Annotated in this window: 13 protein-coding genes; 12 read left to right on the forward strand and 1 reads right to left on the reverse strand. The window is 64.2% G+C overall.

The features are described from left to right. Nucleotides 1–23: 23 nt before the first annotated feature. Genes DXT59_RS00250 through metH form a run of 3 tightly spaced genes read left to right on the forward strand, consistent with a single transcriptional unit; the run spans nucleotide 24 to nucleotide 4,605 of the window. Nucleotides 24–1,172 carry an AAA family ATPase gene (locus DXT59_RS00250; protein ID WP_116134742.1) on the forward strand — a complete coding sequence of 383 codons (1,149 nt, stop codon included), beginning with the start codon at nucleotides 24–26 and terminating at the stop codon, nucleotides 1,170–1,172. Further along, nucleotides 1,172–1,846 (forward strand): DUF4276 family protein, encoded by a 675-nt coding sequence (locus DXT59_RS00255; RefSeq protein ID WP_116134740.1) that lies wholly within the window; start codon nucleotides 1,172–1,174, stop codon nucleotides 1,844–1,846. The genes DXT59_RS00250 and DXT59_RS00255 overlap by 1 nt, the downstream gene beginning before the upstream one ends. Then, nucleotides 1,843–4,605, forward strand: coding sequence for a methionine synthase (metH, locus tag DXT59_RS00260; RefSeq protein ID WP_116134738.1), 2,763 nt, complete (start codon nucleotides 1,843–1,845; stop codon nucleotides 4,603–4,605). The genes DXT59_RS00255 and metH overlap by 4 nt, the downstream gene beginning before the upstream one ends. Nucleotides 4,606–4,751: 146 nt before the next feature. Here the strand turns inward: metH and DXT59_RS00265 are convergent, their stop codons facing one another. Next, entirely contained in the window at nucleotides 4,752–5,078 is a 327-nt protein-coding gene (locus tag DXT59_RS00265; protein WP_116134735.1) for a DUF1840 domain-containing protein, read from the reverse strand. A gap of 275 nt (nucleotides 5,079–5,353) precedes the next feature. Here DXT59_RS00265 and argS point away from each other — a divergent pair, with 275 nt between their 5' ends. The 9 genes from argS (at nucleotide 5,354) to DXT59_RS00315 (ending at nucleotide 14,651) form a co-directional block, all read left to right on the forward strand. Further along, nucleotides 5,354–7,129 (forward strand): arginine--tRNA ligase, encoded by a 1,776-nt coding sequence (gene argS / locus DXT59_RS00270; RefSeq protein ID WP_116134733.1) that lies wholly within the window; start codon nucleotides 5,354–5,356, stop codon nucleotides 7,127–7,129. Nucleotides 7,130–7,257: 128 nt separating this feature from the next. Beyond that, on the forward strand, nucleotides 7,258–8,136 hold the full coding sequence (locus tag DXT59_RS00275; RefSeq protein WP_116134731.1) for an SPOR domain-containing protein: 879 nt from the start codon (nucleotides 7,258–7,260) through the stop codon (nucleotides 8,134–8,136). Between the two features lie 137 nt (nucleotides 8,137–8,273). Further along, entirely contained in the window at nucleotides 8,274–8,921 is a 648-nt protein-coding gene (locus DXT59_RS00280; RefSeq protein WP_116134730.1) for a thiol:disulfide interchange protein DsbA/DsbL, read from the forward strand. A gap of 17 nt (nucleotides 8,922–8,938) precedes the next feature. Further along, nucleotides 8,939–9,709: an SDR family oxidoreductase gene (locus tag DXT59_RS00285; RefSeq protein ID WP_162877879.1), complete on the forward strand. Its 771-nt coding sequence runs from the start codon at nucleotides 8,939–8,941 to the stop codon at nucleotides 9,707–9,709. 139 nt (nucleotides 9,710–9,848) lie between these two features. Next, nucleotides 9,849–11,432, forward strand: coding sequence for an ABC transporter substrate-binding protein (locus DXT59_RS00290; RefSeq protein WP_116134726.1), 1,584 nt, complete (start codon nucleotides 9,849–9,851; stop codon nucleotides 11,430–11,432). An 86-nt stretch (nucleotides 11,433–11,518) separates the two neighbouring features. Next, nucleotides 11,519–12,385, forward strand: a complete 867-nt coding sequence (locus DXT59_RS30380; RefSeq protein WP_162877877.1) for a hypothetical protein — start codon at nucleotides 11,519–11,521, stop codon at nucleotides 12,383–12,385. A gap of 104 nt (nucleotides 12,386–12,489) precedes the next feature. Then, on the forward strand, nucleotides 12,490–12,843 hold the full coding sequence (locus tag DXT59_RS00305; protein ID WP_116134767.1) for a YciI family protein: 354 nt from the start codon (nucleotides 12,490–12,492) through the stop codon (nucleotides 12,841–12,843). Nucleotides 12,844–12,957: 114 nt separating this feature from the next. Continuing rightward, nucleotides 12,958–13,371 (forward strand): YciI family protein, encoded by a 414-nt coding sequence (locus DXT59_RS00310; RefSeq protein WP_116134722.1) that lies wholly within the window; start codon nucleotides 12,958–12,960, stop codon nucleotides 13,369–13,371. Then, nucleotides 13,368–14,651 (forward strand): RNA polymerase sigma factor, encoded by a 1,284-nt coding sequence (locus DXT59_RS00315; RefSeq protein WP_116134720.1) that lies wholly within the window; start codon nucleotides 13,368–13,370, stop codon nucleotides 14,649–14,651. Before DXT59_RS00310 ends, DXT59_RS00315 begins: the two co-directional genes overlap by 4 nt. The last annotated feature ends 43 nt before the right edge of the window (nucleotides 14,652–14,694 follow it).

A 14,694-nucleotide genomic window follows, 5' to 3' on the forward strand; every position in this document is an offset into this window, starting at 1 on the left:
CCCCCGCCATTTGGACTGCGATCATGCCAGCGATCAACAAACTGACCATCGAGGGGTACAAGTCGATCCGAGCATTGCGTGATCTGGAGTTGCGCAACTTGAACGTTCTGATCGGGGCGAATGGAGCCGGGAAATCGAATTTCATCGGCTTCTTCCGCATGCTCGCAGAGATGTTCAGCGAGCGGTTGCAGATGCATGTCCAATTGCGCGGCGGGCCGGATGCGCTTCTTTACTATGGCCGCAAAACGACGGACCGCATCGTCGCTGAGTTCGAGTTCGATCAATCCGAGGTGTCAGAGGGTGAAGCCGCGGTCCAAGCGGACCGCTATCGATTCGAGCTGGAGCCTACGACCGACCATCGTCTGGTTTTCGGGCAAGAGATCGTCTGGGATAACCGGTGGCAGCACTCGCAGTCGCGGCCGATAACCTTTGGCGCGTCGCATCCCGAGTCGCAACTAGCCCGCCACCTCGACGCGGGTACCGCCAACCCTGCGACGGCTCGCTTTCTGCAGGAAATCGTCCACCCGCTCAACCGCCTGCGCGTCTACCACTTCCACGACACTAGCGATTCCGCGAAGGTCAAGCAAATACACGCGACTAACGACACGCTCCGCTTGAAAGAGGATGGAGCGAATCTAGCGGCGTGGCTCCGCATGCTGCGCGAGAACCATATTGCCAGCTACCGCGCGATCGTGGCGGCCATTCGGCTCGTGGCGCCGTTCTTCGACGACTTCGTCTACCGAGCGAGTGAAACGGCGGATGTGCAGCTCGAATGGACCGAGCGGCGCGACCCCGACACACCGCTTAAGGCGCATGCCCTATCGGACGGCACCCTACGATTTATCTGTCTGTGCACCCTTTTGCTCCAGCCGTGGGAGCTAATGCCGCCGGTGATCTTACTGGACGAGCCGGAATTGGGCTTGCACCCCTATGCGATAAACGTCCTCGCCGATCTCTTGCAACGTGCCGCGGAGCACAAGCAATTGATCATCGCCACGCAATCGGTCGAGCTCATCAACTGCCTCAGCGTCGAAGACTTGATTGTCGTCGATCGAAGAGACAACGCCTCGGAGTTTCGCCGGCTCGACCCGGATGAGTTCAAAACCTGGCTGGGCGACTACTCACTGGGCGAGCTTTGGAAGCAAAATGTCCTCGGCGGGAGACCGGCCTAATGATCGCGCTGATCGTCGTCGGGGAAGGGCAGACCGAAGAAACGTTTGTTAGGAGCGTATTGGCGCCCGCGCTCGGTCGACTCGACATCTTCGTCGAGCCTCGATTGATCAAGACGTCGGGTACGGCAAGCGGGGGGGCGCTCAACCTTGCCCGCGTGCGGCAACAGTTGAAGAGTACCCTTGCGCAACGGACGAACACTTACGTCACCAGCTTTTTCGATCTCTACGGGTTGGACACGAGCTTTCCCGGAGTGAAAGAAAGCCGCGGGCGGCCTCCCACCGAACGAGCGTCGCAAATCGAAGCCTTGCTGGCGGACGACGTTATCGCAGCGTCGCAGTGTCGCCGCGAACGCTTCATTCCCCACATCCAGCCGCACGAATTCGAAGCAATCCTGTTTTCCAACGTGAGCCGTTTTAGCGAAACAGAGGCGGCGTGGGCTCACCATCAAGACGAACTCTCGGCCGTTCAGGCGAGGTTTCCAACACCGGAACATATCAATGATTCTCCCGAGACGGCTCCATCCAAGCTGCTCGCGCGCATATTGAAGCCGCGGTACCGGAAAACACTGCACGGCCCCGATCTCGCAAACCGCATCGGCCTAGACGAAATCCGCGAGAAATGCCCGCACTTCCGGCAATGGTTCGAGCGCATCAGCAGCCTCGAGCCGCTATGACATCGCACCCGGACGAACTTACGCCAGATCACACACAAACCATGACCGAACACATGATGCGTCTTGCCGGCCTCGAGCCGTTTAACGTCGCCTCCGGCGCGCTCTTCATCAACGTGGGCGAGCGCACGAACGTCACGGGCTCCAAAGCGTTCGCCCGCATGATCCTGAACGGCCAGTTCGACGAGGCGCTCGCGGTGGCGCGCCAACAAGTCGAGAATGGCGCGCAGATCATCGACGTCAATATGGACGAAGCGATGCTCGATTCGAAAGCGGCGATGGTGCGCTTTCTGAATCTGATCGCCTCCGAACCCGACATCGCGCGCGTGCCGATCATGATCGACTCCTCGAAATGGGAAGTGATCGAGGCCGGTCTCAAATGCGTGCAGGGCAAAGCCATCGTCAATTCGATCTCGCTGAAGGAAGGCGAGGAAGCGTTCCGCCACCATGCCCGGCTGATTCGACGCTACGGCGCCGCGGCCGTCGTCATGGCATTCGACGAAACGGGCCAAGCCGATACGTTCGAGCGCAAGACGCAGATTTGCCAGCGTTCGTATCGAATCCTCGTCGACGAAGTAGGCTTCGAGCCCGAGGACATCATCTTCGACCCGAACATCTTCGCCGTCGCGACGGGTATCGAGGAGCACAACAACTACGCCGTCGATTTCATCGAAGCCACGCGCTGGATCAAGCAGCACCTGCCGTATGCCAAGGTAAGCGGCGGCGTGTCTAACGTCTCGTTCTCGTTCCGCGGCAACGACCCGGTGCGCGAAGCGATCCATACGGTGTTCCTCTATCACGCGATTCAAGCCGGGATGGACATGGGCATCGTCAACGCCGGCCAACTCGGCGTCTATGCCGATCTCGATCCCGAGCTGCGCGAGCGCGTGGAGGACGTCATCCTCAATCGGCGCGCCGACGCGACGGACCGGCTGCTCGAAATCGCCGACAAATTCAAAACCGGCGCGGCCAAGAAGGAAGAGAACCTCGAATGGCGCAATCAAGGCGTCGAGGCACGCCTAGCGCACGCGCTCGTGCACGGCATCACGAACTTCATCGTCGAAGACACCGAAGAGGCGCGCCAAAAGATCGCCGCGGCCGGGGGACGGCCGATCAACGTGATCGAAGGCCCGCTGATGGACGGCATGAACATCGTGGGCGACCTGTTCGGTCAGGGCAAGATGTTCCTGCCGCAGGTCGTCAAATCGGCGCGCGTGATGAAGCAAGCCGTGGCGCATCTGATCCCGTTCATCGAGGAGGAAAAGCGCAAGCTCGCCGAGGCGGGCGGCGACGTGCGCGCGAAGGGCAAGATCGTCATCGCGACCGTGAAGGGCGACGTGCACGACATCGGCAAGAACATCGTCTCGGTCGTGCTCCAATGCAACAACTTCGAAGTCGTCAACATGGGCGTCATGGTCCCGTGCAACGAAATCCTCGCCAAAGCGAAGGTGGAAGGCGCGGATATCGTCGGGCTTTCGGGACTCATCACGCCGAGCCTTGAAGAGATGGCCTACGTCGCCTCCGAAATGCAGCGCGACGATTACTTCCGCATCAAGAAAATCCCGCTGCTGATCGGCGGCGCGACCACCTCGCGCGTGCATACGGCCGTGAAGATCGCACCGCATTACGAAGGGCCGGTGGTGTACGTGCCCGACGCGTCGCGCTCGGTGTCGGTAGCGTCGAATCTGCTCTCCGACGAGGGCGCGGCCAAGTATCTCGACGAACTGAAAAGCGAATACGAGCGGATCCGCCAGCAGCACGCCAATAAAAAAGCGCAGCCGATGGTGACGCTCGCGCAAGCGCGTGCCAACAAGACCCGCATCGATTGGGCCGCCTACCGCCCCGTGAAACCGGCCTTCGTGGGGCGTCGCGTGTTCAAGAACTACGACCTGAACGAGCTGGCGCAATACATCGACTGGGGCCCGTTTTTCCAGACGTGGGACCTCGCCGGCCCCTACCCGGCGATTTTGAACGACGAAATCGTTGGCGAATCCGCACGGCGCGTGTTCTCCGACGCGAAGTCGATGCTCGCGCGGCTCATTGCCGGCCGCTGGCTGACGGCCAACGGCGTCATCGCGCTGCTGCCCGCGAACACCGTCGGCGACGACGACATCGAGATCTACACCGACGAATCGCGCTCGCAAGTCGCGATGACGTGGCATAACCTGCGCCAGCAGAGCGTGCGGCCCGTGGTGGACGGCGTGATGCGCCCGAACCGTTCGCTCGCCGATTTCATCGCGCCCAAGGATTCGGGCGTGCCCGATTACATCGGCATGTTCGCCGTCACGGCGGGCATCGGCGTCGATGCGAAGGAAAAGCAATTCCTCGCCGATCACGACGACTACAGCGCGATCATGCTCAAAGCCCTGGCCGACCGGATGGCCGAGGCATTCGCCGAAGCCATGCACGCGCGCGTGCGGCGCGAACTGTGGGGATATGCGGCCGGCGAGACGCTCGACAACGAAGCGCTGATCGCCGAACGCTACGCCGGAATCCGGCCGGCGCCAGGCTATCCGGCCTGCCCCGACCACCTCGTGAAGCGCGACTTGTTCGCCACGCTCAAGGCCGACGAGGTGGGCATGACGGTGACCGAATCGCTCGCGATGCTGCCGGCCGCGAGCGTGTCGGGCTTTTACATCGCCCATCCGGAAAGCCGCTACTTTTCGGTCGGCAAAATCGATCGCGACCAAGTGGAAGACTTCGCCCGCCGCAACGAGATCGCCCTCACCGATGCCGAGCGGGCGTTGGCGCCCTTGCTCTAATCGACGGCGCGCGGCAATCGCGGAGCGCGCCCGCGGTCCGCACAAAAGGAAGAGCCCGGTTCACGCGAGCAAGCGTGAACCGGGCTCTTTGTTCCGACTATTGCGGCTACGCTTGCCGCACGGCGGTCCGGCCTGGACGAGGCCGCTCAAACACCCCAAAGGACGTCGGCGTTTTCGCGATGCGCTTCGCGCAGCATGTCGAGGAACGGGAAAGCGCGCTGGGCGAGGCCGATCGGCAACTCGTGCGGCTCATGTCCCTCTTCCCCTTCATGGAAATGCCCTTCGTGTTCGGCAATCTCCCGCTTGTCCGTCACGATCGCCGCCTCTAGCTTCGAAATCGCCTCGGGCAACTCGGCGTGCGTAATCACGCCGCGCGCGCCCAATTGCTTGCCGACGATGCCGACCAGATACTGCGCCAGATTTTCAAGCATGACGACATCCGGCGCCGCACGACATTTAAATGTAATCAACATGATGGACCCGTTTCCTTCGTTTTGTTTACCACGCCTGACAGCGCCATGACAGTGCTTGCTCCCGGCTGCGCGGCCGGCGCAAAGCGATAGCGGCCACGTCCCCGGTGGCGGGGCGCCTCATTGAGACATATTAGCACCTGCTAAAATCCGGCTAGAGATAAACGCGCGCGTTCGCGCCGCGCTTGCGCGAAGATGGCGAGCCCGCCGGCTCGCGCTTCCCGCCAACCCCTTGCGTCCGCGCCGCGGATCGCTCAAGCCGACCGTACCGAAACAGCATGCTGCCCGCACATAAACAAAATCTCGAAGCCTTGCTCGCCGCGAGCGTGAAGCAAGTCGTCACCGAATCGAACGGCGATGCCGCCGTCACGCCCGCGATCGCGCTCGAACGCCCGAAGGCGGCCGCGCACGGCGATGTCGCCTGCAACGTCGCCATGCAGCTTGCCAAGCCGCTGCAGAAAAACCCGCGCGAACTCGCTCAGCGCATCGTCGATACGCTGCTCGGGCAGCCGGCCGCCAAGGACCTCATCGACGCCGCCGAGATTGCCGGTCCCGGCTTCATCAACCTGCGGCTCACGTCGAAGGCGAAGCAGGCCGTCGTCGGCGCAGTCATCGCCGAGGGCGCCGGCTTCGGCCGGTCGACGCACGGCGCCGGCAAGCGCGTGCTCGTCGAATTCGTCTCGGCCAATCCCACCGGGCCGCTACATCTGGGCCATGGCCGGCAAGCGGCGCTCGGCGACGCGCTCGCGAACGTCCTCGCGAGTCAAGGCTACGGCGTTCACCGCGAGTTCTACTACAACGACGCCGGCGCGCAGATCCATAACCTGGCCGTCTCCACGCAAGCGCGCGCGAGGGGGTTCAAGCCCGGCGATGCGCTCTGGCCCGAGGCGGCGTACAACGGCGAATACATCGCCGACATCGCCTGCGACTACCTGAACGGCGAGACCGTGGCGGCCAAGGACGGCGAGCCCGTCAAAGGCAAGGGCGACATCGACGATCTCGACGCGATCCGCAAATTCGCCGTGGCCTATTTGCGTCACGAGCAAGACATGGATTTGCAGGCCTTCGGCGTGAAGTTCGATCGCTACTACCTCGAATCGTCGCTATATTCGGAAGGGCGCGTGGCGAAGACCGTCGACGCGCTCGTCGCCGCGGGCAAGACGTTCGAGCAAGACGGCGCGCTGTGGCTGCGCACGACCGAATACGGCGACGACAAAGACCGCGTGATGCGCAAATCGGACGGCACCTATACGTATTTCCTGCCCGATGTCGCCTATCACGTCACGAAGTGGGAACGCGGCTTCGAGAAGGTCATCAACGTGCAGGGCTCGGACCACCACGGCACGGTCGCGCGCGTGCGCGCGGGCCTGCAGGCGCTCGGCATCGGCATCCCGAAGGGCTACCCCGACTACGTTCTCCACAAGATGGTGACCGTCATGCGCGACGGCCAGGAAGTGAAGATTTCCAAGCGCGCCGGCAGCTACGTCACCGTGCGCGATTTGATCGAATGGTCTGGCGGCGCCGCGCCGGGTCAAGAAACCGCTCCCGATCTGCTCGACGAAGCGACGATTCAGCGCGGGCGCGATGCGGTGCGGTTCTTCCTGATCTCGCGCAAGGCCGACACCGAATTCGTCTTCGACGTCGATCTCGCGCTGAAGCAAAACGACGAGAACCCGGTCTATTACGTCCAATACGCGCACGCGCGGATCTGCTCGATCCTCGCCGAATGGAAGACGCGTTACGCCGGCGACGAGGCGGCGCTGCCGCAAGCGGACGTCTCCGTGCTGACGAGCGCGCGGGCCATGTCGCTCATGCATAAGCTGGCGGAATACCCCGACATGCTGACGCATGCGGCGTCGGAACTCGCGCCGCATGCGATCGCGTTCTATCTGCGCGAACTCGCGAGCGAATTTCACTCGTTCTACAATGCCGAGCGCGTGCTGGTCGACTCTCAAGCGGAGCGCGACGCCCGCATCGCGCTGCTCGCGGCGACGCGCCAAGTGCTCGCCAACGGCCTCGCGATCATCGGGGTGTCCTCTCCCGCCAAGATGTAAAGCATCGCGCGCGTTCACCGCGCGCCGCCGCGCGCCATCGCTATAATCGGTGGCCGCCCTTCTCGCGGCCTGACGCACGGCATGCGCCGGTGCCGCCCTCCGGGCTTCTTTCGCAGGTGATTCAGATAATGGCAAAACCGAGCCGTACCGCGCCACGCAGCACGTCCCCGAAGGGGAAGCAGAACGCCGATGCCCAACCTGCGCGCGCGCGGGGCCGAGGCGCCGCCTCGGGCGCGGGCAAGCAAAGCGGAAGCACGTTCCTCGGCATCGTGCTGGGCTTGATCGTCGGCCTGGCGATCGCCGTGGTCGTGGCGCTCTATATCACGCGCGCACCCACGCCGTTCGTGGCCAAGGTCGCGCCGGGCGGTGCGTCCGAGACAGGGACGATCGAACAGCAATACGATCCGAATCGGGCGCTGCAAGGTAAGTCGCCGGGACAACCCGTGCCGCAGGCGGCGCAACAAACGCCTCCGCCGAACACGGCGCCGGGCCAATCGTCGGGGCAGCCGGCCACGCCGGCGCAAGCGCCCGGTTTGCTGCAAGAGCCGCAAATCGTCGAGGTACCGTCGACGAACGGTGCGTCGAGTGCGGCACCCAACGCGGCGAGCGCACCGGCGCAACAGCAACCGGCTCAAGCGAACGCGCAGAAGAAGCCCGCGCAGCCGGCCAACGTGCCGCCCGCCGCCACGCAGAACGCGAACAACGCTAATACCGCCAATAACGCGGCGCATCCGGCCGCCGGCGCGTCGGCCGGCGCGAACGACGCCAATACCGGCTACTTCCTGCAGGTCGGCGCTTATAAAACCGCCGCCGACGCCGAGCAGCAGCGCGCGCGCCTGGCGTTCCAGGGCTTCGAGTCGAAGGTGTCGCAGCGCGATGCCGGCGGGGTAACGTATTTCCGCGTCCGCATCGGCCCGTTCTCCAAATTCGACGACATGAACGCGACGCGTCAACGTCTGTCCGATGCGGGCATCGACACGGCCGTGATTCGCTTTACCAAGCAGTAACCCATAGGCGGCGATGCGCCGTTCCCCAATGAACCATGCGGGGACGGCGTGAGTCTGATTCGGCAGATGTTTGCAGCGAGCGAGCTGCCCTTGTACCGGCATCGACGCGCCCCGTTCATCGTACCCACGAGCCCAAAATGAAAAAACTGATCCGTACGCTGTTGTTTTCCGTCAGCCTGGCCGTTATCGGCGCGGGCGTCGCGCAAGCGTCTCCGTCCGCGCCCGTCGCCGGAAAGGACTATACGGTCCTGAAGACGCCGCAACCGGTCGATGCGCCGGCCGGCAAGATCGAAGTCATCGAATTCATGTGGTACGGCTGCCCGCACTGCAACGAATTCGACCCGTACCTCGAGAAATGGGTCAAGGCGCTGCCGGCGGATGTCGTGTTCAAGCGCGTACCGGTCGCCTTTCGCGACGATTTCATCCCGCATTCGAAGCTCCTTCACGCGGTCGATGCGCTGGGCCTCGTGCAGCAACTGACGCCCGCGATCTTCCATGAAATTCACGTCAACAAGAACTACCTGCTGACGCCGGAAGATCAGGCGAAATTCCTGGCCACGCAGGGCGTCGATACGAAGAAGTTCCTGGCCGCCTACAACTCGTTCTCGACGCAGTCCGAGTTGAACCGCGATAAGCAGATGATTCAGGACTACAAGATCGACGGCGTCCCGACGCTGGCCATCCAAGGGAAATACGAAACGGGCCCCGCGGCGACCGACAGCCTGGCCGGCACGATCCAAGTACTCGACTACCTCGTGGCGCAAGTGCGCGCGAAGAAGATGTAATGCACGCGGGCGCCGGTGTGAACGCATCGCTCAAGGTTTTTATCACCGGCGCCTCGAGCGGCATCGGACTCGCCCTTGCCGAGCAATACGCCCGGCAAGGCGCCATTCTCGGGCTCGTCGCACGCCGCCTGGATCCCCTCGCCGAGTTCGCTCGGCGCTTTCCTCAAGTCTCCATTGCCACCTACGCGGCCGACGTGCGCGATGCGCAGGCGCTGGCACGCGCGGCCGCCCGGTTCATCGAAGATCATGGCTTGCCCGACGTCGTCATCGCCAATGCCGGTATCAGCAAAGGCGTGGCGACGGGGTATGGCGATCTCGAAACGTTCCGGGAAGTGATGGATATCAATTGCTTCGGCATGGCCGCAACGTTCGAACCGTTCGCCAAGGCCATGGCCGAGGCGCGGCGCGGCACGCTCGTCGGAATCGCCAGTGTCGCGGGCGTGCGTGGATTGCCCGGTTCGGGCGCCTATAGCGCATCGAAGGCCGCCGCGTTGACGTATCTCGAATCGTTGCGCGTCGAAATGCGTCCGTTCGGCGTGGCCGTCGTGACGATCGCCCCCGGCTACATCCGTACGCCGATGACGGCTCACAATCCCTATCCGATGCCGTTTCTGATGGACGCCGAGCGCTTTGCGCAAAAAGCCGCCGCGACCATTGCGAGAAAAACGCGGTTTGCCGTATTGCCTTGGCCGATGCGGATCGTGGCTGTATTGCTCCGGCTCCTGCCGCGATGGCTGTACGATCGCCTTTTCGAAAAGGCGCCAAGGAAGCCTCGGGCGGTGAGCTAGGCGCAAACGTGCGGGTGTGCCACGTCAGGCATATCGATATGAACCGTGCGTCGTTGTCGCCGTCGTGCGCTTGGGCTAAGCTCATTGGCTCGCCGCGTTGCTGCCCTCATTTGCGGCCTTCCGTCTGAAAGGGGAATCCATGCACGTCAAACTGCTCGCCGCCACGCTCGCCCTATTGCCCGCTCTTGCATTCGCCAAGCTGCTCACCGTGTGCACCGAGGCGAGTCCCGACGGGTTCGACGTCGTGCAGTTCAACTCCCTCGTCACCACGAATGCATCGGCCGACGTCATTTTCAACAGGCTCGTCGATTACGACGAGGCCACGAAAAAGATCGTCCCCGCGCTTGCCGAGAAGTGGGACGTCAGCGGCGACGGCCTCGTCTATACGTTCCATCTGCGCCCGAACGTAGCGTTCCAGACGACCGATTACTTCAAGCCGTCGCGGCCCCTGAACGCCGACGACGTCGTCTTCACCTTCGAGCGCATGCTCGACGCCGCCAATCCCTGGCACAAAGTGGCCGGCCCCAACGGCTTTCCGCACGCGCAATCGATGGGGCTCGTCAAGCTCGTGAAAGCGGTCAAGAAGATCGACGATCGCACGGTGGAGTTCGACTTGAACGAGCCGAACGCGACGTTCGTTCCGACGCTGACGATGGGCTTCGCATCGATCTATTCCGCGCAATACGCCGACGAACTGCTCAAAGCGGGCAAGCAAGCCGATTTGAACGCGAAGCCGATCGGCACGGGGCCGTTCGTGTTGAAGAGCTACACGAAGGACGCGGTGATCCGCTATGACGCGAACCCCGCTTACTGGGGGCCCAAGCCGAAGGTCGATCGCCTTATTTACGCAATCACGCCCGATCCGACCGTGCGCGCGCAAAAGGTCAAAGCCGACGAATGCCAAATCGCGCTCTCGCCGAAACCCGAGGACATTGCGGCGGCAAAGGGCGACAAGTCGCTCGCCGTCGTGCAAACGCCGGCCTTCATGACGGCGTTCGTCGCGTTGAACACGAGCAAGAAGCCGCTCGACGACGAGCGCGTGCGGCAAGCGATCAACTTGGCGTTCGACCGCGCCACCTACTTGAAGGTGGTCTTCGACAATACCGCGACGCCGGCCGTCAATCCCTATCCGCCGTCGACCTGGAGCTACGACCAAGCGGTCGAAGCCTACCCGTACGACCCGGCCAAAGCGAAATCGCTGCTGGCCCAAGCGGGCTATCCGAACGGGTTTGCGACGACGATTTGGGTGCGTCCGCAAGGCAGCGTCCTCAATCCGAAACCGAAAGCCGGTGCCGAATTGCTGCAAGCCGATCTCGCCAAGGTCGGCGTGAAGGCCGAGGTGAAGGTCATCGAATGGGGCGAGCTGATCAAGCAGGCCAAGCAAGGGCAACACGACCTGCTGTTCATGGGATGGGCCGGCGACAACGGCGACCCGGACAATTACCTCACGCCGCTTTTCAGTTGCAACGGCGTGAAATCGGGCATCAACTTCGCGCGCTTTTGCGATGCCAAGCTCGATAAGCTGATCGCCGACGGACGCGCCACGGCCGACCAAGCCGCTCGAAGCAAAGACTATGAGACGGCGCAGACGATCATCCACGACCAAGCGCTGTGGATTCCGCTCGGCTATCCGACCGCGAGCGCGATCACGCGCAAGTCGGTGGAAGGCTACAAAGTCAGTGCCTTCGGCCGGCAGGATTTCGCGACCGTCTCCGTGAAATAAGACAGCGCCGCGCGGCCATCCGTTGACGCGTGTCACATGGCCGCCTTACCCTAGGCGCCGGATTCACGATTCGATCAACGGCAGTCATGCGAAATCTCGGCCGCGCGGTGGCGGCGATCACGTTTTGGGCCGCCCTCGCGGCACTCTCTCCCGCCATTGCGCAAACGCAGTTCGACCGGGCCGGCGATCCGGCGGCCGGCGATCCGGCGGCCGGCGATCCTGTCGTTGCGGATCGGGCGGCGGGCGATCCCGCGGCGGGCGACCCCGCGGCGGGCGCGCCGGTCGAGAGCACGCATCTGACGGTCGCGCCGATGGCGGTCGCCCAAGTCACCATCGCGCCTACGGAGCCCACGCCCGCCCCAAGCGCACCGGTCGCGCCCATCCGCCAAGGACCGCCCCCAATGGTGGCCGTTCCCGAGGCCGTCTATGTGACGAACTTCGTCGCCGTGCCCGTCAACACCTCCTCGGCCGGATTGCTGGCTCGCCTGCGAACGGCGCTCCACGCGCATGCGGCCGGGCACGACGCCGGGCTCGTCGCTCAAGCCGTGGTTCAACGGCTCAACCATGCGGGCATCGCGGCCCGGTATCTGGCGCCGGGCGATCAGCCCCCCGCCATGGGCTGGCTGATCGGCGGGGTATTCCATTTGCAAGGCGAAGGCGCAGCCGACAGCGCCGCGTCGGGCGCGCAGGTCCTCGGCGCCGACGTCTCCGTCACGGTCGCCGACCTGGAACACGGCGCCGATACGCCGTTTGCCATCATCGGCGCGCCACTCGCGGCGGCCGCGTCCAGCGGCGAGCATGCGTGGACACCCTATATCGTCCCCGCCAAACTTTCGTTCGAGCGCGCCGAGCGCAATGCGGCCATCGCCGAGCTTGCTCGCGAAATCGCCGATGCGTTCGTCGGCAACATGACGGCCTTGCGCCAAGCCGACGCCAACGCGATCGCGCCCTGACCGAACCTGCCGCGCGTTCCCGTAGTGGCGTGCGCGGCATCGCTGCTCTATGCTTCTCGCGAATGTCGCGCCATGCCGGTGCGTCCCAATCCGAGGAGCCGCTCATGTCCTACCTGCTGTTGATCGTCGAGCCGGTCGGCCAGCGCGCCGAACGCACGCCCGACGAGGCGCGCGCCGCCTACGACACGATGGTCCGCTTCGGCGAGGATCTGAGCAAACGCGGGCTGCTCGTGGCCGCACAGTCGCTGGCCTCGACCGACGAAGCGGTACGCGTGCAAGTGCGCTCGGGCGAGCGCCGCCTCGTCGACGGTCCGTTCGCCGAAGCCAAGGAAATGGTCGGCGGCTTTTACTTGCTCAATTGCGACCGCGAGGAAGAGGCGCTCGCCATCGCGGCCGAGTGCCCGGCCGCCCAGTGGTGCACGGTCGAAGTCCGGCGTTTGGCGCCGTGCTACGAATAAACGCGCCGCGCTCGGATACGACGATCGGGTGCCGCTGTCGATCGCGAGGCCTTTCGTTCGTCGTATAGGTAAAGAGGCCGATAGGCGGCCTCCCCTACCGCGAGGAGCAATGCGATGCGTTTCATGATCATGGTTCGGGCCACCGCCCTGAGCGAAACTGGCGCGATGCCGGAGCAATCGTTGCTGGCCGCGATGACTGCCTATCACGAAGAATTGGCGAGCGCGGGCGTGCTGCTCGACGCGAACGGACTCAAGCCCAGTCGCGAAGGCTGGCGCGTGCGCTATTCGGATGGGAAACGCTCGATCATCGACGGCCCTTTCGCCGAGACGAAGGAATTGATCGCGGGCTACACCTTGATCCAAGTACGCTCGCGCGAGGAGGCGCTCGAGTGGGCGCGGCGCTTCCCGGCGCCGTTCGGCGAGACGGCCGACGGCGAAATCGAGGTGAGGCCGCTCTTCGAGTTCGAGGATTTCGAGCCCAGCGAGCCGATCGAGCGCTGGCGTGAAGTTCAGGAGAGCCGGCGTTGACCGCAAGCAACCCTACGCACGGAGCGATTGAAGCCGTCTGGCGCATCGAGGCCGCGCGTCTCGTCGCGCATGCCGCGCGGCTCGTGCGCGACGTCGGCGTTGCGGAAGAGCTCGCCCAGGACGCGCTCGTCGCCGCGCTCGAACACTGGCCGCGCGATGGCGTGCCGGACAATCCCGGCGCTTGGCTGATGGCGACGGTCAAGCATCGCGCGCTCGACAAGCTGCGCCAAGACGCGCTGCACGCACGCAAGCACGAGGCGATCGGGCGCGACTTGGACGCGTTGGAAGCCCACGTCGTGCCCGATTTCGTCGATGCGATCGATGAGGCGCGCGCCGACGACATCGGCGACGACTTGCTCCGGCTGATCTTCACGGCGTGCCACCCGGTGCTTTCGACGGATGCGCGCGTCGCGCTGACCTTGCGGCTACTGGGCGGGCTCGCCACGCACGAAATCGCGCGCGCGTTTCTGACGCCCGAGGCGACGATCGCCCAGCGTATCGTCCGCGCCAAGCGCACGCTGCGCGAAGCGCGGGTGCCGTTCGAGGTGCCGCGCGCCGATGCCCGCGCAACGCGTATTGGGTCGGTGCTAGAAGTGCTCTATCTGATCTTCAACGAAGGTTATGCGGCGACGGCGGGGGAAGATTGGACGCGCCCGACGCTGTGCGACGAAGCGCTGCGCCTCGGCCGGATCCTCGCGGAGTTGATGCGCGAGGACAGCGAAGTGCACGGCCTCGTCGCACTGATGGAGTTGCAGGCTTCGCGGCTGCATGCGCGAATCGACGCGGGAGGCCGCCCCGTGTTGCTCGCCGATCAAGACCGCTCGCGTTGGGATCCGCTCTTGATTCGCCGTGGCCTTGCCGCGCTCGAACGCGCGCAAGCGCTCGGCGGCGCGCTCGGCCCTTATGCGCTGCAAGCGGCGCTTGCGGCATGTCACGCACGCGCGCATCGCGCCGAAGATACCGATTGGGCGCAAATCGTCGCGCTCTACGATGCCCTTGCAGAAATTACGCCCTCGCCCGTCGTCGAACTGAACCGCGCGGTCGCGGTCGGCATGGCGTATGGACCGCAGGCGGGTTTCGACATCGTCGAAGCGCTCGCGGCCAATCCGGCACTCGCGCGCTACCACTGGCTGCCGAGCGTGCGCGGCGACTTTCTGGCCAAGCTGGGCCGGCTCGACGAAGCGCGCGCGGAGTTCGAACGGGCGGCCACGATGACACAAAACGCGCGCGAGCGGCAATTGCTGCTGGCCCGTGCCGATGCGATGCGCATCGATCGTTGATGCGCATTCGCAACCCACGGCGACGCCTTTCGGCTTCACACCG

It is taken from the genome of Trinickia diaoshuihuensis, assembly GCF_003390925.1.
Classification (GTDB): Bacteria; Pseudomonadota; Gammaproteobacteria; order Burkholderiales; family Burkholderiaceae; genus Trinickia; species Trinickia diaoshuihuensis.